General features: G+C 69.4%; 25 protein-coding genes. 8 read left to right on the plus strand and 17 right to left on the minus strand.

Features of this window, described 5'->3' with window-relative positions; translation table 11 throughout:
• Nucleotides 1-115 precede the first annotated feature (115 nt).
• The 8 genes from rraA to ACWDTP_RS28215 all read right to left on the minus strand — a co-directional run bounded on the left by rraA (nt 116) and on the right by ACWDTP_RS28215 (nt 5,302).
• Nucleotides 116-595 carry a ribonuclease E activity regulator RraA gene (gene rraA, locus ACWDTP_RS28180; RefSeq protein WP_450025961.1) on the minus strand — a complete coding sequence of 160 codons (480 nt, stop codon included), beginning with the start codon at nt 593-595 and terminating at the stop codon, nt 116-118.
• Nucleotides 592-1,359 (minus strand): MerR family transcriptional regulator, encoded by a 768-nt coding sequence (locus ACWDTP_RS28185; RefSeq protein WP_450025963.1) that lies wholly within the window; start codon nt 1,357-1,359, stop codon nt 592-594. The genes rraA and ACWDTP_RS28185 overlap by 4 nt, the downstream gene beginning before the upstream one ends.
• Nucleotides 1,360-1,407: 48 nt before the next feature.
• Nucleotides 1,408-1,881, minus strand: coding sequence for a hypothetical protein (locus ACWDTP_RS28190; RefSeq protein WP_450025965.1), 474 nt, complete (start codon nt 1,879-1,881; stop codon nt 1,408-1,410).
• Nucleotides 1,882-1,964: 83 nt separating this feature from the next.
• Nucleotides 1,965-2,918, minus strand: coding sequence for a CopD family protein (locus tag ACWDTP_RS28195; protein WP_450025967.1), 954 nt, complete (start codon nt 2,916-2,918; stop codon nt 1,965-1,967).
• Complete coding sequence (locus ACWDTP_RS28200; RefSeq protein ID WP_450025969.1) at nt 2,894-3,397, minus strand: copper resistance CopC family protein; 504 nt, start codon at nt 3,395-3,397, stop codon at nt 2,894-2,896. Before ACWDTP_RS28200 ends, ACWDTP_RS28195 begins: the two co-directional genes overlap by 25 nt.
• Complete coding sequence (locus ACWDTP_RS28205; RefSeq protein WP_450025971.1) at nt 3,394-4,065, minus strand: YcnI family copper-binding membrane protein; 672 nt, start codon at nt 4,063-4,065, stop codon at nt 3,394-3,396. Before ACWDTP_RS28205 ends, ACWDTP_RS28200 begins: the two co-directional genes overlap by 4 nt.
• Before the next feature lie 36 nt (nt 4,066-4,101).
• Complete coding sequence (locus tag ACWDTP_RS28210; RefSeq protein WP_450025973.1) at nt 4,102-4,635, minus strand: hypothetical protein; 534 nt, start codon at nt 4,633-4,635, stop codon at nt 4,102-4,104.
• Nucleotides 4,636-4,645: 10 nt separating this feature from the next.
• Nucleotides 4,646-5,302 (minus strand): DUF6474 family protein, encoded by a 657-nt coding sequence (locus tag ACWDTP_RS28215; RefSeq protein ID WP_450025975.1) that lies wholly within the window; start codon nt 5,300-5,302, stop codon nt 4,646-4,648.
• A 213-nt stretch (nt 5,303-5,515) separates the two neighbouring features.
• Between ACWDTP_RS28215 and ACWDTP_RS28220 the strand changes: the two genes are divergently transcribed.
• Genes ACWDTP_RS28220 through ACWDTP_RS28230 form a run of 3 tightly spaced genes read left to right on the plus strand, consistent with a single transcriptional unit; the run spans nt 5,516 to nt 8,326 of the window.
• Nucleotides 5,516-6,691 (plus strand): hypothetical protein, encoded by a 1,176-nt coding sequence (locus ACWDTP_RS28220; protein WP_450025977.1) that lies wholly within the window; start codon nt 5,516-5,518, stop codon nt 6,689-6,691.
• A 58-nt stretch (nt 6,692-6,749) separates the two neighbouring features.
• A complete protein-coding gene (locus ACWDTP_RS28225) occupies nt 6,750-7,241 on the plus strand; it encodes an ImmA/IrrE family metallo-endopeptidase (RefSeq protein WP_450025979.1) in 492 nt (163 codons plus the stop codon).
• Nucleotides 7,238-8,326: a hypothetical protein gene (locus tag ACWDTP_RS28230; protein WP_450025981.1), complete on the plus strand. Its 1,089-nt coding sequence runs from the start codon at nt 7,238-7,240 to the stop codon at nt 8,324-8,326. Before ACWDTP_RS28225 ends, ACWDTP_RS28230 begins: the two co-directional genes overlap by 4 nt.
• Nucleotides 8,327-8,390: 64 nt before the next feature.
• On the opposite strand, the gene ACWDTP_RS28235 is transcribed toward ACWDTP_RS28230, so the two are convergent.
• The 4 genes from ACWDTP_RS28235 to ACWDTP_RS28250 all read right to left on the minus strand — a co-directional run bounded on the left by ACWDTP_RS28235 (nt 8,391) and on the right by ACWDTP_RS28250 (nt 11,204).
• Complete coding sequence (locus ACWDTP_RS28235) at nt 8,391-8,789, minus strand: transcriptional regulator (RefSeq protein WP_450025983.1); 399 nt, start codon at nt 8,787-8,789, stop codon at nt 8,391-8,393.
• A gap of 756 nt (nt 8,790-9,545) precedes the next feature.
• Entirely contained in the window at nt 9,546-10,079 is a 534-nt protein-coding gene (locus ACWDTP_RS28240) for a peptidase (protein ID WP_450025985.1), read from the minus strand.
• 204 nt (nt 10,080-10,283) lie between these two features.
• A complete protein-coding gene (locus ACWDTP_RS28245) occupies nt 10,284-10,907 on the minus strand; it encodes a superoxide dismutase (RefSeq protein ID WP_450025987.1) in 624 nt (207 codons plus the stop codon).
• Between the two features lie 138 nt (nt 10,908-11,045).
• Nucleotides 11,046-11,204 (minus strand): hypothetical protein, encoded by a 159-nt coding sequence (locus tag ACWDTP_RS28250; protein WP_450025989.1) that lies wholly within the window; start codon nt 11,202-11,204, stop codon nt 11,046-11,048.
• A gap of 485 nt (nt 11,205-11,689) precedes the next feature.
• Here ACWDTP_RS28250 and ACWDTP_RS28255 point away from each other — a divergent pair, with 485 nt between their 5' ends.
• From ACWDTP_RS28255 to ACWDTP_RS28265, 3 genes are read left to right on the plus strand one after another with little or no spacing between them, the layout of a single operon-like run.
• Nucleotides 11,690-12,031: a rhodanese-like domain-containing protein gene (locus ACWDTP_RS28255; RefSeq protein ID WP_450025991.1), complete on the plus strand. Its 342-nt coding sequence runs from the start codon at nt 11,690-11,692 to the stop codon at nt 12,029-12,031.
• A gap of 34 nt (nt 12,032-12,065) precedes the next feature.
• The gene (locus ACWDTP_RS28260; RefSeq protein WP_450025993.1) at nt 12,066-13,130 is read left to right on the plus strand and encodes a DUF4328 domain-containing protein; all 1,065 of its coding nucleotides are present in this window, start codon (nt 12,066-12,068) and stop codon (nt 13,128-13,130) included.
• A gap of 6 nt (nt 13,131-13,136) precedes the next feature.
• Nucleotides 13,137-13,985 carry a glycerophosphodiester phosphodiesterase gene (locus tag ACWDTP_RS28265; protein ID WP_450025995.1) on the plus strand — a complete coding sequence of 283 codons (849 nt, stop codon included), beginning with the start codon at nt 13,137-13,139 and terminating at the stop codon, nt 13,983-13,985.
• On the opposite strand, the gene ACWDTP_RS28270 is transcribed toward ACWDTP_RS28265, so the two are convergent.
• From ACWDTP_RS28270 to ACWDTP_RS28285, 4 genes are all read right to left on the minus strand, one after another.
• Nucleotides 13,982-14,527 (minus strand): ferritin, encoded by a 546-nt coding sequence (locus ACWDTP_RS28270; protein ID WP_450025997.1) that lies wholly within the window; start codon nt 14,525-14,527, stop codon nt 13,982-13,984. The genes ACWDTP_RS28265 and ACWDTP_RS28270 overlap by 4 nt on opposite strands.
• A 146-nt stretch (nt 14,528-14,673) precedes the next feature.
• A complete protein-coding gene (locus ACWDTP_RS28275; RefSeq protein ID WP_450025999.1) occupies nt 14,674-15,909 on the minus strand; it encodes an LCP family glycopolymer transferase in 1,236 nt (411 codons plus the stop codon).
• Between the two features lie 30 nt (nt 15,910-15,939).
• Nucleotides 15,940-16,704: a CPBP family intramembrane glutamic endopeptidase gene (locus tag ACWDTP_RS28280; RefSeq protein ID WP_450026001.1), complete on the minus strand. Its 765-nt coding sequence runs from the start codon at nt 16,702-16,704 to the stop codon at nt 15,940-15,942.
• 28 nt (nt 16,705-16,732) lie between these two features.
• Nucleotides 16,733-17,524: a DUF2470 domain-containing protein gene (locus ACWDTP_RS28285; protein WP_450026003.1), complete on the minus strand. Its 792-nt coding sequence runs from the start codon at nt 17,522-17,524 to the stop codon at nt 16,733-16,735.
• A 131-nt stretch (nt 17,525-17,655) separates the two neighbouring features.
• Here ACWDTP_RS28285 and pheA point away from each other — a divergent pair, with 131 nt between their 5' ends.
• Nucleotides 17,656-18,588, plus strand: coding sequence for a prephenate dehydratase (gene pheA / locus ACWDTP_RS28290; protein ID WP_450026005.1), 933 nt, complete (start codon nt 17,656-17,658; stop codon nt 18,586-18,588).
• Entirely contained in the window at nt 18,585-19,271 is a 687-nt protein-coding gene (locus tag ACWDTP_RS28295) for a histidine phosphatase family protein (RefSeq protein ID WP_450026007.1), read from the plus strand. The genes pheA and ACWDTP_RS28295 overlap by 4 nt, the downstream gene beginning before the upstream one ends.
• Here ACWDTP_RS28295 and ACWDTP_RS28300 read toward each other — a convergent pair.
• Nucleotides 19,268-19,465, minus strand: coding sequence for a hypothetical protein (locus tag ACWDTP_RS28300; protein ID WP_450026009.1), 198 nt, complete (start codon nt 19,463-19,465; stop codon nt 19,268-19,270). The two genes, ACWDTP_RS28295 and ACWDTP_RS28300, sit on opposite strands and share 4 nt — an antisense overlap.
• Nucleotides 19,466-19,601: the final 136 nt, after the last annotated feature.

The raw sequence follows: 19,601 nt of genomic DNA on the forward strand, positions 1-19,601 counted from the left end.
GTGCGGCCCCCCTCCACCCAACCCGGGGCCGCGGTTTGGTTTTTGTTTTCCCCCCCGCGCACAAAAAAAACTGCCCACTTCCGGCCGGAAGTGGGCAGTTTTACGTCTGCTCGCGCTAGGGGGTGAGCACCACGATGCCGTCCTCGTCGGCGTAGGCGATCTCGCCCGGCGTGAACGTGACCCCGCCGAACTCGACCGGCACATCCCGATCACCCGCACCGGTCTTGGTTCCTTTACGCGGGTTGGTGCCGAGTGCCTTGATGCCGATGTCGATCGTCCGCAGGGCCGCGGCGTCGCGCACCGCGCCGTGCACGATCACCCCGGACCAGCCGCTGTCGGCGGCCAGGCCGGCGATGATGTCGCCGACCAGCGCGGTGTGCAGCGACCCGCCGCCGTCGACCACCAGCACCCCGCCGTCGCCCGGGGTCGACAGGATCGACTTCAATAGCGCGTTGTCCTGGAAACAGCGCACCGTGGTGATCCGGCCCGCGAAGGCCGCCCGCCCGCCGTAGTTCTGCAATTGCAGGTCACAGCTGCGGACATCGGGATAGATCTCGTCGACCAGATCGGCGGTCGCGCGCGGTTCGATACTCACGCATCGATGCTAGCCACGATGATGTCGTGGACGAACTGGGCCAGACCCGGTTCGGCGTCGTCGTAGTACGGCCGGTAGCGGTCGTCATCGACGTACAGGTCGGCCAGGCAGATGTGCATATCGTCGCTGCAGTCGAAGAACCGCGAGATATTGGCCCGGTGCCGGGCCGCCAGAGCATTGCCCGCCTCCGAGCCGGGCGCCACCCCGTCGCGTTTGCCCTGGGCCAGCGCGTCGAGCAGGGCGTCGTTCTCGGCCTTGAACTCGATCCAATCCTGCTTGGTCATCTTCGCGGTGCGTTCCCTGGACTGCCGCCACTCCTCGGTATCGCCCCAGCGTTCCTGCGCCTCGTCGGCGTACTCCTCGCTGAACGCGGCGGTACCGAAGATCTCCACCTGTTCCTCGGCGGTCAACTGAATTCCGCTGTCATGTGCACTCATGAGTTCCTCCACTGCCTTGATGGTCTGTTCCAGCTGCTCGGCCCGATCGCAGAGCAGCCGGTGCTGGCGTCGCAGATGGGCGAGGACATCCGCATCGGGCTCGTCGAGCAGCGTCCGGATCTCGTCCAGTGCCAGCCCGACGGACCGGTACACCAACACCAGATGCAGCCGTTCGATATCGGTGTCGGTGTAACCGCGGTACCCCGCCGCGGTACGCACGCCCGGCACCACCAGACCGATGTGGTCGTAGTGGTGCAATGTCCGAACGGAAACCCCGGTCAAGGTGGCCACCGCGCCGACGGTTCTGGCTTGCGGGTTGGCGTGCATGCCACCAACTATCGACCCTGACGCCACGTCAGGGTCAAGGCCGATCGGTCAGTCCTGCGCCGTGTGCCTGCGCGAGACGAACACCACCAGGACCGCCAGGATGCCGACCGCGACGGCCGCGGCCAGCGGCAGCCGCGACGGCGCGGGCGGGTCGAGCGGTGCCGGGGCGGTGCCGGATACCGGGTTGGACGCGGTCGCCACGGTGGACTTCGCTTGGGCCGCGGCCTCTTTGGCCGCCGACGTCAGATCGGCGGCGGGTGTGTCCTGGGCTTTCTTGGCGGCAGCCTTTTTGGCCGGTGCCTTTTTCGCCGGAGCTTTCTTGGCGGGCGCTTTCTTCGCCGGGGCCTTTTTGGCCGCGGCTTTCTTCGCCGGTGCCTTTTTGGCCGGTGCCTTCTTCGCCGGGGTCGACGCGGCGGCGGCAGGCGGCGTGTCGGACGTGTCGGCGGGCGGCGGGGTGGCGCCCGCGGCCGAGCCCTCGGCGCCGTCCGGCGTCTCGCCGGGATGATCCTGCTGCTCTGCCATCGGGGCTGCTCCTCTGCGGTGTCTCGGGCTCGCGGTGTCGGGGTGGCCGGCAGTGGCTCCCATCATGCCAGGCGGCCGCCCGGTCACCCCGCGACGGCCAGGGCAGCCGCGAACGTGAGGGCGACGGCCATGACGGCCAGTTCGGTCAGCGACCGGTTCTGCGACAGCCCCGCGCTGGCCCGATGGGCCCGGGCGGCGGGCAGCCAACCCGCCCGGTTCCGCCTGGCCAGCACCAGCAGCCCCGCCGTCACCGCGATCTTCGCCGCCAGCAGCCGGCCGTAGCCGGTGCCCCACAGGTCCGCAGGCGAGGTCAGCCGGAAGATCGCGCCGATGCAGCCCCCGAGCAGCAGGACGGTGACACAGCCGACGGACATCTGGGAGAACCGCGGTAACACCCGGGCCCACCGGCCGCGGTGCGACACCGTGAGCACCAGCGCGGCCAGCACCCCGCACCACAGGGCCGCGGCCAGCGCGTGCACGGCCACCGCCATTCCGCCGACCGGGCTCTCGGAGAGATGCCCGGACAGGGTGCGGGCCGCGACGCCGGCCGCGGCGACGCCCACCGTGGCGATCGTGGGCGCCACAGTGCGCGGCGGCCGCCGCAGCCCGGCGAGCGCGACCACCGCCACCGCCAGCGCCGCGACGATGCCCACCAGCCCGGCCCGGCCCGGGGTGGTCCGGGTGGTGAACTCGGCGACCGTGTGCACCCCGACGTGCATCACCGGAACCGCCGCGGCCTGGGCCGCGGCCACGATCAACCGCACCACCTCGGCCAGCAGCCACACCGTGCCGGTCAGCGCCAACGGGCCCGCGGCCGTCCGGGTCAGCTCATCGCGATGCCTGGCGTCGTCGAGTAACGGCACCGCCGCCAGCCCGATCGCGCCGACCGCCGCGCAATCGGCCACCGCCCGCACCACGGTGCCGCCGATCGGGCTCTGCGGATAGGCCAGCGCCCATGCCGCGGCCGAGCCGGCCGCCACGATGACCGCGCAGCCGAGCACCAACCGCCGGACTATGACCGCCGTCGCAGGGCCCACCAGGCTCCACCGCCCACGATCACCACGGCCACCACGAGGAACGGCCAGACCGGAAGGCCGTCGTCGGAGGTGGCTGGTGCGGCCGCCGGGCCGGGCGTACCCGTCCCGGCCACGGTCAGCTCGAACGACCACGAGCCCGAAACCACATGCCCGTCGGCCGAGGTCACCCGGTAGTTGACGGTGTAGGTCCCGGTGGGGCCGAGCGGGCGGACCGCGGTACTGAGCACCGCGCCCTGAACCTGCGGATCCCCCGTCGACCACAGGTTGCCGTCCGGGCCGACGACCGTCATGTTCGCGAACGACGTCTGCAACGTCTCGTTGAAGGTCGCGCTGACCCGCGGTGGTGATGCGGTCAGTGACGCGTTCTCGGCGGGGTCGGTGCCGATCCTGGTGGCATGCGCCGACGCCGCACCCGCCCCCGCGAGCGCGGCGGCGGTCAGTGCGGACGCGGTGATGAACAGAGCCAGCAGCCGCCTCATGACCGCCGCCTGCCCAGTAGTGCCGCCACCACCGCGGCCGCGGCCAGGACCAGCGCACCGCCCGCGAGCCAGCGGGCCGAATTGTCGGTGGCGCTCGCCGGGGCGGCCGCCGGGTCCGCGGGCGGGACGCCGGTGGGAGGCGCAGCAGGATGATCCCCGGCCTGTGACAGCGCGAGCTGCGGTGCGGGATGCTCCGGCTCGCCGCCGCCGGGCAGCGGGGCCTGGTCCCAGCGCACCACGGTCCCGTCGGAGTAGGTCTGGGTGGTGGGGAAGCTGACCGTGTCCGAATCCGGAAGCGTGACCGAGATCCGGAACAGCGCGAACTGGTCGGGGGAGATGCCGACGCCGGGCGCCGCGGTCCAGGTGACGGAGCTGACGGTGCCCGCAGCGGTGTCCCGGTCGAGCCGGGCGGTCCATCCGGGCAGCACTTCGGTGCGCGCCGAGGTCACCTTCGGAAGGGCGACGCTCAACTGGGTGGTGAGGGCCCCGGTGTCGGATTCTCCTGGCACCCGGAAGGTCAGCACCGACGTGCTACCGGGTGCGGCGTCCTCGGCGTCGACGTGGACATGGGCCCAGGCCGGCGCCGCCGTGAGCAGACCGGCCGACGCGGCCGCCGCTGCTGCGGTGATGAGCGGGACGCGGCTGCGCGCCCCGATGGGGGAATTCATGTGTTCGGGTGTCTTTCTCGGTGGTCGGGGTGGCGGTCAGGCGACGACGCCTGCCGGTGGACCCCGGTGCGACACCGATGAGGACAGAAACAACGCCGAATGCAGCGGCTGATCCGCGCTGCGGACGACGGCCGGCCGTGCCGGCGGCGGTGGCGGGCCCGCGGCCGGCCGCACTGCGCGCACCGCACGGCACACCGCGGCACACAACCGCGCGCCGCCCGCGATGAGGACGGCGCCGACGGACACCGCGGCCAGGTGCGCGATCACCATCGTGGCGCTGGGGCGCAGCTGATCGGCGCCGTGGCCGTGACCGGCCGCGGCCAACAAGGTGTGCGCCAGCAGCTGGCCGGTGCCGAGCAGCGCCCACAGCACGGAGGTGCGGGCCGCGGCGTGGACGGTCGCGGCCACCGCACCGAGGGTGACGGCCAGCACCGCCAGCTGGGCGGTGACCGCCCCGCCAGGAATCAGACCGCCCGCGGCGCCGTGCGCGGCGACCGCGAGAGCTGCCGTCACCGCTCCGACGGCCGTACCGCGCACCAGCGCTGCGGGGTCGATGCGGACGCCGGGCATTCGGATCGGATCAGACCAGGCCGAGCCGGGCCATCAGATCGGCGTCGATACCGTCGAGCTGGGTCGCGATCGCCGCGTGGGCGCCCCGGCGGCGAGCGGTCGGCATATTCTCGGCGGCGGTCACCGCCGCGGACAGATCGCCGAGCCGTTCCTCGACCGCGCCGACGAACTGTTTGGTCTCGGCGTCCTTCGGGTTCTTCTCGGCGACGAGCTGCAGCGACTGCTCGGCACCGGCGATCCGCGCCGACAACCGCCCGCCGTGCCCGGAGAACTGCCCCAGCTGACTGAGCGGAACCCCGAGCTGACCGGCCCGCCGCTCGTCGATGGCCCCCCTGGCGGCCATCGCGCCGCGGTACACCACGGGTGCCAGCACCGGGGCCAGCAAACGTGCGACGGTGAGCAGCCTGCGGATCCGGGCGGGGGAGAGCAGATGCCCCTCCTGCGCCGCCTTCAACTGCGTCTCGGCGACCTTGAGCGCATTGCGTTCGCTGTCGCGCTGGGCCTTGAGCTGCGCTTTGTGTGTCTTGCGCTCGGACTTGCGGTCGCTCTTTATCCGCCGGGCCTCATTCTTTGCGGTGAGCCGCGCTTCGAGCTTGGCCTTGGCCTTGATCGCGCGGGCTTCGGCTCGGCGGGTCGCCCGGCTCTTACGTCGCGTGAACAGGCCCATTCCGGCTGCCTCCCGGTCATCTCGTGGTTTAGTGGTTAGCACCGCAGAACTACTGCTGACTCACAGTATCGTCCGGCCGATTTGCTCTCCATGCCGTCCCCCGGGCCCGGCCGTCGATTCCGTGCAGCTAGCAAACATGACAGCCGGACTATGCGACAATCATCGGACCTCAAAACAACTGCGACGGACGGTGCGCGGAAGGGTGGTGGCGCGGTGCGTTCGCGGGTACTTGTCGCTGCCTCGGCGTGCGTGGTGATCTCCGGCCTGTTCATCGCGGGTGTGGGAGGCGCGCTGGCGTTTGCCGATCCGGACCGAGGTAAGGGTGACGCCAGCCAGGGGGCGCCCGACCGTGGGCCGGATGTCAACGGTGGCGGCGGTAGTCATGGTGGACCCGGTGGTCCTGGTCCCGGCCGCGGTGGTCGACCCGGTGGCGGTCATGACGGTAGCCACGACCACACCGGTGGGAACGGTCACGATGGCGAGTCCGGGGGCGACGGCACCGCCGGACCACGGCCCTCGCACGGCGGGACCAAACCGTGGGGGCACCCCACGCGGCCGACCAAGCCCACCAAACCGACCAAGCCGACCAAGCCCACCAAACCGACCAAGCCCACCAAACCGACCAAGCCCACCAAACCGACAGAGCCGTCGGGCACCGGGGAGCCGAGTGGTTCGCCGACCCCGTCGGGCAGCACCGGGGTCAGCACGTCGGAGGAATCCACCACCGCAACCACCAAATCCACGACGGCGACCACGAGCCGGACCACCGAAACCACGAAATCCACGACGGCGACCACCAGTCGGACCACGCCGTCCACGACCAGTGGCACCACCTCGGCGACCACCACCCTGATCGGCGGAGGCGGCGGAGATGGCGGCGGCGGGCTGCCGCCGGGGACCGGCCAGCCACGGCCGCCGCAGATGCAGATACCGCAATCGCCCGCGGCGCCGCCCGTCGACAACGGGCCGGTCGCGGTGGCCCCGCCCGGGCTGGCCGCCGCGGCCGGTATGGTGCCGCCACCACCCGTGCTGGTGCCGATCGTCGTCGCCCCCGTCATCGTCCCGCCGGTGGCCGCGCCCGGCGGCGGGAACGGTCCGGGCGACGACGCCGGGGCCCGTCCCGAGGTGGTGCCCACGTTCAAGGCGCAGGAGCCGGCGTCGGGTCGTCCGCTCGCCGCGGACTACGACACCGCCACGGCACCCGCGGCGTCCTACCGGCTCGGGTACACCGACTACCTGCGCACGGCCGGGTTCTACGAGATCGTGCTCGCGGCGGTTCCCGGGCTGAGCGGCATCCTCGCCCTGACCGGATTGGGCGGATTGGTGGGCTACCGACAGGCCAGGGCCGGTTTCGCCGTGCGGGCGGGTGCCGCACGGTTCATCAACTAGGAGGGCCCTGAGAGAATCGGGATGACGAAGGGCCGGGAGAGGTTGAACAGGGGGAAGTATGTCCGCCAGCCGTAGCGTGACCCGCGCCGTAAGCGAGGTGCTCGATCTTGCTCCGCGCCGCGGTGCAGTGACTTTGACCGGTCTGGTCGATGCGGTCGCCGAGGACCGGCATCGGCCGATCGAGCTGACCATGGCCGATCTTCCGCCCGGGGTGTGCGGACAGTGGCGTCAGTATGCCGATCACGATGTCTTCCTGATCCAGCAGGGGCTGCCGGCCTGGGACCGGACGCTGGCCCATGAGCTGGGCCACCTCGTGCTCGGCCATGAAGGCATCTCGATCGTCGATGCCGCCCAGGAGACCGTGGAGGTAGCCAGCTCTGACCTGATCAGCTACATGCTCAACCAGCGGACCGGATGCATGGGGCCCAATGGTGAGGACATCGAGCAGGAGGCCGAGGACTTCGCGGCGCTGCTGCTGTACCGGTTGGGGCGCCTGCCCTCCGACCGGTCCTCGATCGTGCAGGTTCGCCTCGGAGAGGCGTTTGGTTGATCATTTGGGTGATCGCCGGCCTACTCGGCCTGGCTACCGGACTCCGGATCGGCTGGGCGCTGGTCAACAAACAATCTTTGGTGAGCGCGGCGATGATGCTGGCGCTTGCCGGCCTGGCCGTGGTCGCCGCGCTTAACTGGCAGCCACTCGCTCTGCTCATCGACACTTTGCTGCATTGGCCGAATGTGGCGATGGGGTTGAGTCAGGTAGCCCTGATCGCCTGCGCGACCGGCAGCTGCGTGATGATCACCGCGGCGTCCTCGGAGCGGTCGCCGGCAATCACCCGGCGGATTGCCGTGGTGCAGTACGGTATCGGGGCGGTCGTTGCGGTGGCCAGCCTGACTGTGTTCTTTGTCTCAGGCAGGCAGCCCGAGATGTCGCCCGAGGAGTACCTCAGGCGAGGCCTGGCCTCCAACGGCACCTCATGGTTGTTGCCGTTGCTGTATGTGCTGCTCGCGTTGAGTCTCGTGGCCTGGGTGGGTTTGCGCTATTCGAATCGCAGCCGCCGGGGCCGGGCGTTGTTCGTGTTCACCGTCGGAATGGCCCTGATCGTGGCCGCGAGCGCCTTCTTTTTGATGCGGGCACTGGTGGGCACTCAGCCGGCCGGAGTGGGTGCCGCGGCAACCGTTCTGGGCTGCGCGATGGTCGTGGTCGCGGTGGGCTCGCTGCTGCCCAGCATCGAGGACTGGTTCAGTGCCCGCCAGGAGTTGCGGGGAATCGCCCCGCTACTCGATGAACTGGGCGAGCGCCATCCCGATGTCGGCATCGGGGTCCGGCCCCGCGGCCCGCTGGTGTTCCGGGTGGCCGAACGGATGTCGCTGATATCGGATGCGCTCTATCTGGAGGCGACCGCGGCCGCCACCGACGGCGGTCGCGCCTCGAGTCTGGAGCTGTCGCAGGTCTCACCCGATGAGCAGGCCAGGACCGTGGCCCAGTGGATCTACGACAGCCGGGGGCATGACGCCTCGACGGCGTTTCCCGGGCTGAAATGGTTGCGCCAGCCCGAAACCTATTCCGACCGTGAATGGATTCTGGCGATCGCGCAGCGGTACCGCGACCTTGAACGCCAGAAAAATCGCGCGTAAGCGGGGATTTCGGTGAATCCCGGCTTACGCGCGTGAGGGCTTGATACGGGCGGGTGCCCGGTGGTCAGTCCTCGAGCTGTTCGCGACGGCGCAGTTCGTCGACCTTGTGGGCGATGTCCTGCTGAGCCTCGACTGAGAGTCCCACGGTGCGGGCCGCGATGCGCCGAACCCCTTCGTCGCGCATGCTCGCCAACCAGGTCAACTCTTTGTCGAGCTTCTCGTAATACTCGTCGTCGGTGAAGTATGCCGGCTTGATACGGAAGAAGTTGGCAAGGGCTGCCATGGTTGCCGCGGATGGGTTGGTGCGATTGCCTGACCGGAGTTGCGACAGGTACGGGGCCGACATGGTGATGCCCTCGGACTTGAGCGCAGCAATCACCTCAGCCGACGTGTGCGGTCCGCGCCCTGGGGGATAAACCGTGTCGAACAGGCGGTTTAGGCGGGCGGCGAACGTCTTGCTCATCGATTTGACCTCCACATGCATCACGAGCGGTTACGAATAGGCGGCGTATTTGCTGACTATCGTAGCGAGTGTTGTGACTACAACCAAGTGCAAACCACGTAAAAGTTAACCTCACTTTGTGTTTGAACTGGTCTGACCACCGAAACCGCTGCCTTCGCCGAGTGAGGCTACGGGATTGCGCCGTGTGACAAAGCAAATAGTAACGGTTGTGTTGTATTGGGCGTGATGAGCTGCGCTCACGTCGCCGAACAGCTACTTTCTGGTCGCCGGTGGGCAACGGGGCCTCGGGGAGTGTTGACGGAATCGAGTATTTGCTACAGGCGAGACCTCGGGTGTCAGGTTCAGGCGAGGGGCGCCGAAGTCGGACGATGCGGCACTCCCCGGCGACGCGGTGCGGGAAAACGCGCGGTGTTCGCGACAGGCGATAGCCACGGACTCATCGGGGTGATTCTGGCGACGATTCGAGTTGTGATTGCCCACGGCCTGCGTGGCGCGGTTTCCGGCGCCGCCGCGACGGTGCGGTGCACATGAAGAACCTCTCGATACATCGCCGGCGCGTGCAGTCGGTGCGGCCGGGCCAACCTGCGATCGAAGGTCTCGCCCACCGCATTGCGGTTCGTCGGCCGGGTGTACGCAGTATGTTGTCGACACGACGATTCGGGGCTGCTCCCCTTCGCTGACCTCAACGACCCTAGCTGTTGCGAGCAACCTTGGGTAGTACTTCTACGCACTTGGGATACGTGTGCCTCAGGTGGGTCACGCGGCCAACAGCATGGCCAGGATCGCGGTATCGGGGTGACTGATCGGATCGACGCCCACCCGGCTGACCATCGATGTCACCGTGCCGTCGGATTCGGCCTCCACCCATGCCGCACGGTGCTCGAGGCCGAGATGCGGGAGGCCGGGCAGCAGCACACAACCCGATGCCGCCCCCGTGCACTCGGGCAGCGATGGCATGGTCTCGGACGGGGGATGCAGCATCAGCAGGGCCGGCGGCTGGTGATCGGCGAAGTGTCCCGGCGGCACGGCGGACTCGCCGACCACCGGGCCCTCCGCCATCACCAGACCGACGGTGCCGGGCTGGGGCTGGTCGGGGAGCTCTTCGCGGACACCGAAAATTGTTGTGGTGGACAATAATCCGGGAAGTGAGGCGACCCGCACGGTGAGGATGAGCAGCTGGGCCCACTCCTTGGTGGAATCGGGCCAGCGGCCCGAGACCACGAAACCCATGAGCGTGCCACCGGAATGAAAGGGGGCGATCTCGATCGCCCGGCCGGACCCCGTATCCATTTCGCCTCCGGGACATCGGTGTTGGGCGCCAGCGAGCTGGCAGTTCGGACCCGTCCAACACTTCTGTGGGTCGATCAGATCAGCATGCGGCAGCATGGCAACCGGTGCAAGGCGACACGAGGAAGTCGGTAAAACGAGGGCGGGGCGCCGTGCGATTCGCACGACGCCCCTTCTCACTAGACCGGTAACCGGTCAAGCCGGGTTTCAGCCGAAGATCAGACCGCCGGTCTTGGATGTGGCGGCCGCGTAGCGGTTCTGCACGTCCTCCCAGTTGACGACGTTCCAGAACGCCTTCACGTAGTCGGCCTTGACGTTCTTGTACTGCAGGTAGAAGGCGTGCTCCCACATGTCCACCTGCAGCAGCGGAATGATGCCGAGCGGCACGTTGGCCTGCTGGTCGTAGAGCTGGAAGGTCAGCAACCGGCCGCCGAGGCTGTCGTAACCGAGCACGGCCCATCCCGAGCCCTGCAGGCCATTGGCGGCCGCGGAGAACTGGGCCTGGAACTTGTCGAACGAGCCGAATTGGTCGTCGATGGCCGCGCCGAGGTCACCGGTCGGCTTGTCACCGCCGTTGGGGGACAGGTTCTTCCACCAGATTGAGTGGTTCACGTGGCCACCGAGATGGAAGGCGAGATTCTTCTCGTTCAGGAAGATCGCCGCGTGGTCGCCGTTTGCGCGGGCCTCTTCGAGCTTGGCAACCGCGTCGTTGACGCCCTTCACGTAGGTTGCGTGATGTTTGCTGTGGTGAAGCTCGTTGATCTGTCCGGAGATATGGGGTTCCAGCGCCCCGTAGTCGTAATCCAGGTCCGGCAGGGTGTACTCAGCCACGAATTTCCTTCCTCGTTCCGAATCGATCGAGCTAGGGCTTCCTCAAGATCGCCGTCAACATTGCTCCATCGCGACGCGCACCGCAAGGATGCCCCACTCCGTCCCACGTATACCCGATCCGGCCGGACCGGAACGCGGTCAGAGCAAGACGATCACGGCGAGGACGCCCAACAGCACCAAGGCGATCACCCCGGCGCGCAGAAAGGCGATCGACTGATTGCGGGTGTGCAGGTGCCCGGAGGAATGCCACTCGGGTTGTGGGAGGGCCGACCCGGGCCCCATCGAATGCGCTGCCATCAAACACTCCTGACCTGCACGACCAAAATTTCCCGCCCCAGTGAGTTCTGTCACAAACTCTGGTGTGACGCCGATCATAAACCCTCGGGCGGGTCGAGCCGAAATCGATCCCGGGACGTGCAGGGCATCGGCCGGATCCGCACCGCGGGCCGGGCCGGACGGCGACGAATCGCGGTGATCGCAAATCCCGCCGAGCGCCGGGGCCGGGGGATCGGCGGGTGGGCGGCCACGGTGCCGAACTTCGCTCGGCGCCGTGGCGGGTGTTGATCACCGCTCCGCGGGTACAGAGTTATCCACAGACCTCAACAGGAAGTGCACAGCTTGAGCGCCTACCGCGATATTTGCGCAGCTGTCAGCCTGTGGATCAATCTGTGGAAATTGTGGATAGCCGCGGATTGCTGGTGTGCAGGTCGTCGTGGGAATCGGGCCCGGGCGGGTGCACGGGGCGCAGACCGCGTGCGAGCATGGTCGGCAAGGAGGTCGGAATGGACGATATCGAGGTCGCGCAGGCGGACATCGCCGCCGTTCCCACCGCGTTCGGCGAGTCGGTGATCCTGCTGGACGTGCGCGAGGACGACGAGTGGCAGCGCGGTCACGTCGCGGGCGCGCAGCACATTCCGATGGGCGACGTTCCGGCCAGGATGGCCGAGATCGATCCCGACGCCGAGCTGTTCGTGGTCTGTCATGCCGGTGGCCGGTCGCAGCGGGCGTCGGAATACCTCGCCCGCAACGGCTACACGCCGATCAACGTCACCGGCGGGATGCTGGCCTGGGCCGGTGCCGGGCGGCCCGTCGTCACCGACGACGGCGGCGCGGGCAGCATCTGACCGGCGGCCGCCGCATCGTCGCTAGGCTGGTCGGATGATCCAGGTGTGTTCGCAGTGCGGGACGCGCTGGAACGTGCGCGATCGACAGCGTTCATGGTGCCCGCGGTGCGGTGGGACGCTGCTGGCGCCGTCGGCCTCCGAGCCGCAGTGGGCGGCGGCCGGGTCGCAGCCGGGTGCGGTGTCGGCCGGCTCGTCCCGGACCCCGCCGCGGCTGGCCCCCGGATACCGCTGGATCGCGGTCCGTCCGGGTGCTGCGCCGCCGCCGCGCCGCCCGCGCGGCCCGCTCGGGCCGACCCCGCGCTACCGGATGATTCCGAGTTGGGGGCTCTACCAGCCCTTCGAGCCCGGTGCGGAGAACCAGGACACCGCGCGCCGGGGTTCGTCGGCGTCGGTGGTGCGCCTGATGCTGATCCTGGCGATGGTGGCGTTGGGTGTCGCGGTGTTCGCGCACCTGGTCCGCTACATCCTGTTGCTGGTCAATCGCAGCGTCCTGTTGCATCCGGTGATCGCCTGGGGCGGTGTGCTGTTCGGGCTGCTGGCCAGCCTGCTGGTGCTGGCCGTGGTCGGGATCACCGTGGTGCTGCTGGTCTCGTGGCTGATCGCCCGCCGGGGCGAGGCCTATGCGCAGCGCGGACAGGAGGATCCCCGCGGGACGACCGAATTGTGGCTCTGTTGTCTGCTGCCGGGTGTGAACCTGGCGATGGCGCCGGTGTTCGTGCTGGAACTCGCCACCCTCGAGGGCCGCCTGACCCGGCTGCGGCGCCTGATCGTGGTGTGGTGGATCGTCTGGGTGCTGAGCGCGGTGGTCGCGGTGTGGTCGATCGTCAGCACCGTTGTCGTGACATTCTTCGCGCCGAACGCGCAGAACATCGCCGACAACACCGTGGCCGTGATCGTGGGGTATCTGCTCGGGCTGGCCGCCATGGTGCTGGCCGCGCGGGTGTTCTTCGGCTTCGAGGGCGCCACCCCGGCTGAGCGCAGCGTGCACCGTTGGGTGGTGGTCGGTGCCGAGCAGGCCGGGGAGCACGCCGATGAGCAGGACGGGTCGGAGGAATCGGATGTTGCGGTTGAGACCCAGGGGCAGAACCCGGCAGCATAGATCCCTATGAACGTGGGCGACGCCGGAGCCGCCGGCCAGGCGACACCGGGCCCGGGGCATCCGTTCGTGGTGGCGCATCGGGGGGCGTCGGCGGATCGGCCCGAACACACCCTCGCCGCCTACGACCTGGCGTTACGCGAGGGCGCCGACGGGGTGGAGTGCGATGTCCGGTTGACCAGGGACGGGCACCTGGTGTGTGTACACGACCGCAAGGTGGACCGGACCTCGAGCGGTACCGGCCTGGTCAGTGAGATGACCCTGGCCGAGCTTCGCAAGCTGGACTACGGGTCCTGGCATGCCGGTTCGCGACCCGACGACGCCGACCGGACCGACACCGGCCTGCTGACCCTCGACGATCTCGTCGCCCTGGTACTGGACTGGAACCGTCCGGTGAAGCTGTTCATCGAGACCAAACATCCGGTGCGCTACGGCGCCCTGGTCGAGAACAAGGTCCTGGCCCTGCTGCACCGGTACGGCATAGCCGCCCCCGCCTCGGCCGATCTGGCGCGGGCCGTGGTGATGTCGTTCTCGGCGGCGGCGGTGTGGCGGATCCGCCGGGCCGCCCCGATGCTGCCGACGGTGCTGTTGGGCGAGACCTCGCGCTACCTGGGCGGCAGCGCCGCGACGACGGTCGGCGCGACCGCGGTCGGCCCGTCCATCGCGACGCTGCGCGAACACCCCGAACTGGTCGACCGGGCCGCGGCCCAGGGCCGGGCCCTGTACTGCTGGACCGTCGACCACTACGAGGACGTCCGGTTCTGCCGCGATATCGGCGTCGCCTGGGTGGCCACCAATCACCCCGGCCGCACCAAGGACTGGCTGGAGAATGGCCTGACCGGGGCGGGCCGGGACTAGAGGTTGCCGCCGGCGGCCCTGGGAGCCGTCGGATCGGCGCCCGCGCCGGCCAGTTCGCGGGCCACGAAGTCCTCGAGGTGGAACAGGTTGGTGCCGGCCCGGTCGGCGATCCGCACCAGCGTCGTCATCGACGCGACCTCCTCGATCTGCTCCTTGAGGAACCACTGCATGAACTGCTCGCCGAGGTAGTCGCCCTCATCGCGGGCCGCGCCGGCCAGCAGGCCGATCTGTTCGGTCACGGTGCGCTCCTGGTCGAGTGCGAGCGCCAGCGCCGCCCGCGGATCCTCGAACCGGTTGCACACCGGGTCCACCCCGGGGATGTCGACGTCGATGTCGCGGTCGAGCAGGTAGCGCACCAGCATCATGGCGTGATTGCGTTCCTCGACGGCCTGGCCGTAGAAGTGCCCGGCGAGCCGGGGGAGGTCGGCGCCGTCGAAATACACGGCAATAGCGATGTATTGCTGTGAGGCCGTGAATTCGTTCCGGATCTGGTCGATCATGAGGGCGTGGAATTTCGTGTCGAGCGCGCCGATCGTCGTCATGAATTCGATGATAGGGCAGGTCAGGCACCACTTTCAGCAAAGGTAAGCCTCATTGAGGTCAGCATTGCCTAAGTGCGGTGACGGCGGTTACATTTCCATTGTCGAAATAGCTGGAGCCGAATTAAGGAATTTAGCTTTGGCTATGCTCAAGAATTCGGGGTGTTCAGCACATCGGGTGGAACCGCGGCATCGGTGGCCAGCGCGTCGAAAAGGCGCCCGGCCGCGTCGCTGTCCCACTCCACGACGTCGCCCGACCCGTTCCCGGCGAAATCGCCGATCGGCACGGTGGTGGTGACCGGATCGCCGCGCAGTGCCCACAGCAGCCTGGCCAGGGCCCATACCCCGGTGTCTTCGTCGACCGCGACCGACCCGGCGGCCGCGTGCGCCATCGGGGACCAGCGCAGGGGATTGAGCAGAACCGCGGGGCTGGCCGCCCGGTGCAGCAGGGCGGACATGAACGCCCGCTGGTTGGCCATCCGGTCCAGGTCGGCGCGCGGAGTGGCCCTGGTGCGGACGTAGCCGAGCGCGGTGCGCCCGTCCAGTTTCTGGCAGCCGGCGGGCAGCTCGATACCCGCGAGCGGGTCGCTGATCGGTTCGGGCGGGCACATGGTCACCCCGCCGACGGCGTCGACGAGTGCGGCGAAGCCGCCGAACCCGACCTCGGCGTAGTGATCGAGATGCAGTCCGGTCGCCAATTCGACGGTCTGGGCCAGCAGCGGCGCACCTCCCAGCGAGAAGGAGGCGTTGATCTTGTCCTCGCCGTAGCCGGGGATCGGGACGTACGAGTCGCGGGGGATCGACACCAGGGTCGCCGGGACCCCCGATCCCAGGTGGGGGATGTGCATGACCAGGATCGTGTCGGTGCGCCCGTCGCCGATGTCGCCGCCGGTCGCCAGCTCGGCCTGCTGATCGGGGCTGAGGCCCTGGCGGCTGTCCGAGCCGACCAGCAGCCAGGTGGTGCCCCTGCCCTCGTCCGGGCGGTCGGGATAGTCGGCCAACGCCGGGATGCGCCGCAGCGACGAGTCGATCCACACCCCGCCCGCGATCAGTGCCAGGACCGCGACGATCAACACGGTCAGCAGGATCGCGCCCCACCGGCGGCGTCGCCGCGGCTTGCCGACCGGTACCGGCGGTGGCGGCGGGGGCGGCGTGGCCCGGCGTCCCGAGGGCTTGCGGGGTGGCGGGGGAGGTGACTGCCGTGGCGGCGGCCTGCGGGCCGGGGGCGGCGGTGGTTGCGGAGTACGGGGGGTGGGCGGATTCGGTGGCCAGGGCTGCCGGCGGCGCGGATCGCGCCGGATGAATTGCGACGGTTCCTGGCGGCGCGGCGCGGGACGGCGTGCCCGTGGATCCGGGCGGCCTCCGGGGGCGCTGAAGTCGTCCACAGCAGAAATGTACGTCCTGAACGGTCGCGATTACCGCAGCCAGCCGAGCCGGTCGGCCACGAGTGCATAGCCGACGAAGGCCACCGCGTCGATCAGCGTGTGCGCGATGATCAGCGGCCACAGCCGTCCGGTGCGCTGCCAGGCATAGCCGAACACCAGGCCCATGACGATATTGCCGAGGCCGGCGCTGTATCCCTGGTAGAGGTGGTAGGCGCCGCGCAGCAGGCTGGAGAGCACCAGCGCCCGGGTCGGGCTGACGTCGAGCTGGCGCAGCCGGGTGAGCAGGAAACCGACGACGATGATCTCCTCGGCCCAGCCGTTGGCGAAGGCCGCACCGAGCAGCACCGGGATCCGCCACCAGGTGTCGTACAGCTCGGCGGGTTGCACATCGGCGCTGAGCCCCAGCACCCGCGCCAGCAGGTAGAAGCCGAGCCCGGGCAGGCCGATCAGGGCGGCCAGACCAAGGCCACCCAGCCCGTCGGCGCGCCAGCGCGGCCGCGACAATCCGATGGCCGCGGGTCCGAAACCGGTGCGCCACAACAGATAGACGGCCAGCCCGCCCCAGGCCAGCAGCTGCAGGATGCCGGACACATGCAGGCCGAGGTCGATCAGGTCGATCGGTGAGCGGCGCGGATTGAGGGCCACGGTCTGCCCCGAGAGGCCCAGCAGCACCGCCTCGGTCAGGCGCAGCAGGGCGGTGTAGGCGCTGAGCCCGAACGTGACCGCCAATACGACGGCGATCTCGATCTTGAGGGTGCGGCGAGGTGGCTCGAGTTGCTCGGTTGGCCCGGTCACCGGAGCTACGGTAGCCGCGCGCGTGGGGTCAGATCTTGCGTGCGCGCAGCCCGTTGAGGAACGGGCAGCCCATCAGGATGCGAATGGCCTGGCTGAGCGCGGTGACGTCGTCGACCGGTTTGGCGAACGGAAGCCGCACGTCGTGGTCGCCGTGCTCGTTCTCCACCCGCAGTTGCACCCCGTACCGGTCGAGCCCCAGGGGACGCACCCGGCCCTGACGCAGGTTCACCGGCAGCCGGGTGGCCAGCCGCTCCACCACGTCGCGGTGCGCCGACTCCATGTGCTGAAGCCAGCAGGACTCCATCGCGCAGAACGGGTCGGGGGCGGCCTGCAGCAGGGTGCCCAGCCCGACCGACTCGGCCCCGGTCGCGTCGGCGACCACGACGGATTCGATCTCAAGGCGGATCAGCGCATAGGTGTCGTCGGCCCGTTTTCCGGAGTTCACTTGCAGCAGTGCCGGATTCGGATCCTCGGCGGCGATCAGGTCGAGCAACGGGGCGACCTCGTCGGAGGGCACGTACTGCAACCTGCCCCGGATCCAGACCAGCGAGCGCACCGGTTCGCGCAGCGGCAACGGGGCGTAGTCGGTCATCTCGAGCACGGCCTGCACGCCTGCCGATCCGGACGACAGCACCATGCCGACGAGCGGTCCGGCCTCGGGGACGGTGATGGCGAACGATCCGTCATCGAGCAGGTGGTGCACCGGGGACGCGACGGGTTCGATGCCCTCGACCGCGAGCATGGCGCCGCCGCCGCGGGCGCATGCGCTGCGGATCCGTTCGGCCGTCGTCGGTGCCGCTGTTGATGCCGCTGTTGCCATCCCGCCGCCTTTCGCTGAAGTGAGGTAAGCCTAACTTAAATGCACCCGGGGGATCCGCGCAAGGCTTTCCGAACCGGTCACCCGGCCCGGTCCGGACGACCAGGACCGGGCCGGCGGCTAATGTGGACGGGGTGCCGCGCATCGCCTACCTCGGACCGGAGGGAACCTTCACCGAGGCGGCATTGCTGCAGATGGTGGCGCGTGCCATGGTGCCGGGGATAGCCGGCGGGGACGCCGGATTCGTCCCGGTGCGCACCGACAGCACCCCGGGCGCCCTGGCCGCGGTGCGCGATGGCACCGCCGACTACGCGTGCGTGCCGATCGAGAACTCGATCGAGGGATCGGTGCTGCCGACGCTGGACAGCCTGGCCGCGGGCAGCCCGCTGCAGATCTACGCCGAACTAACCCTCGACATCGCCTTCACCATCGTGGTGCGCCCCGGCCACACCGGCCCGGTCCGGACGGTGGCGGCGTTTCCCGTCGCGCTCGCGCAGGTGCGGCGCTGGCTGGCCGCCGAACTGCCCGACGCCGACGTGGTCCCCGCGACGTCCAACGCCGCGGCCGCCCACGAGGTCGCTGAGGGCCGCGCCGATGCGGGGGTGAGCACCCGGCTGGCCGGCGAGCGGTGCGGACTGGACGTGCTGGCCGCCGACGTCGTCGACGAGGCCAACGCCCGCACCCGGTTCGTGCTGGCCGGGCCGCCCGGCCCGCCGCCAGCCGCCACCGGGGCCGACCGGACATCGGTGGTGCTGCGCCTGGACAACGTGCCCGGTGCGCTGGTGGCGGCGATGACCGAACTCTCGATCCGCGACATCGATCTGACCCGCATCGAATCCCGGCCAACTCGAACCGAGTTGGGTACCTACGTCTTCTTCCTGGACTGCATCGGACACATCGACGACGATTCGGTGGCCGAGGCACTCAAAGCGTTGTACCGACGTTGTGCAGATGTGCGATATCTGGGTTCTTGGCCGACGGGATCGACAGCGGGCTCGCCCCCGCCCGATACCGGGGCGGCCGCACGGTGGCTGGCGGGACGGCGCGACGGATCGGACGCCTCATGAGCGGACGGTTGGTCCTCGTCCGGCACGGTCAGTCCTTCGGCAACGTCGACCGGCGCCTCGACACCCGCCCACCGGGCGCCGAGCTGACCGATCTCGGCCACGAGCAGGCCAGGCGGTTCGTGCAGACCCTGCCGCAGCGGCCGACGATCGTCGCGCATTCGGTCGCGCGGCGCGCGGCGCAGACCGCGGCGGGCATCGCCGGGCAGGCCGAGCTGTCGCCCCACGAGTTCGAGGGTGTCCACGAGGTCCAGGTCGGTGAACTGGAGAACCGCAACGACGACGCCGCGATCACCCAGTTCAACACCATCTACCAGCGTTGGCACGAGGGCGAACTCGACGTCGCGATGCCCGGCGGCGAGTCGGGCACCGACGTGCTGCACCGGTACGTGCCGGTGCTCAACCAGCTGCGGCTGCGCTACCTCGACGACCACGCCTTCGACGGTGACATCGTCCTGGTCAGCCACGGTGCGGCGATCCGGCTGGTGGCGGCGGTGCTGGCCGGCGTCGACGGCGGCTTCGCGCTCGACCACCACCTGGCCAACACCGAGTCGGTGGTGCTGGCGCCGATCACCGACGGCCGGTGGAGCTGCGTGCAGTGGTCGACGCTGACCCCACCGTTCTACCCGGAGGTCGACGTCCATCCGGTCGAGGATGCGCTGCGGTCCGACGACCCGATGGGCTAGGTGGCGACGGCCCGCACGGTCTGATCCCGCCCGCACGGACAGCCGACGGCCTCGCAGTCGACGCTGAAGGTGTGCGCGGTCTCCGGAGTGGTGCAGCCGTCGTCGGTGCACTCCGCGCGGTACCGGGCGTGATGAATGACGGTGCCGTGGCAGTGCTCCAGCCCGGCCGCACACTCCCGGCACTGGATGCTCATGGCCCGTTCATAGCACCGCGCGCCGACAAAGCGTGGTTGCCGCGCTCATCCCGATCGTCTGGTCTTCGCGCAAGCGCTCATCCCGATCGTCTGGTCTTCGCGCAAGCGCTCATCCCGATCGTCTGGTCTTCGCGCA

Source organism: Mycobacterium sp. NPDC003449 (genome assembly GCF_053588415.1).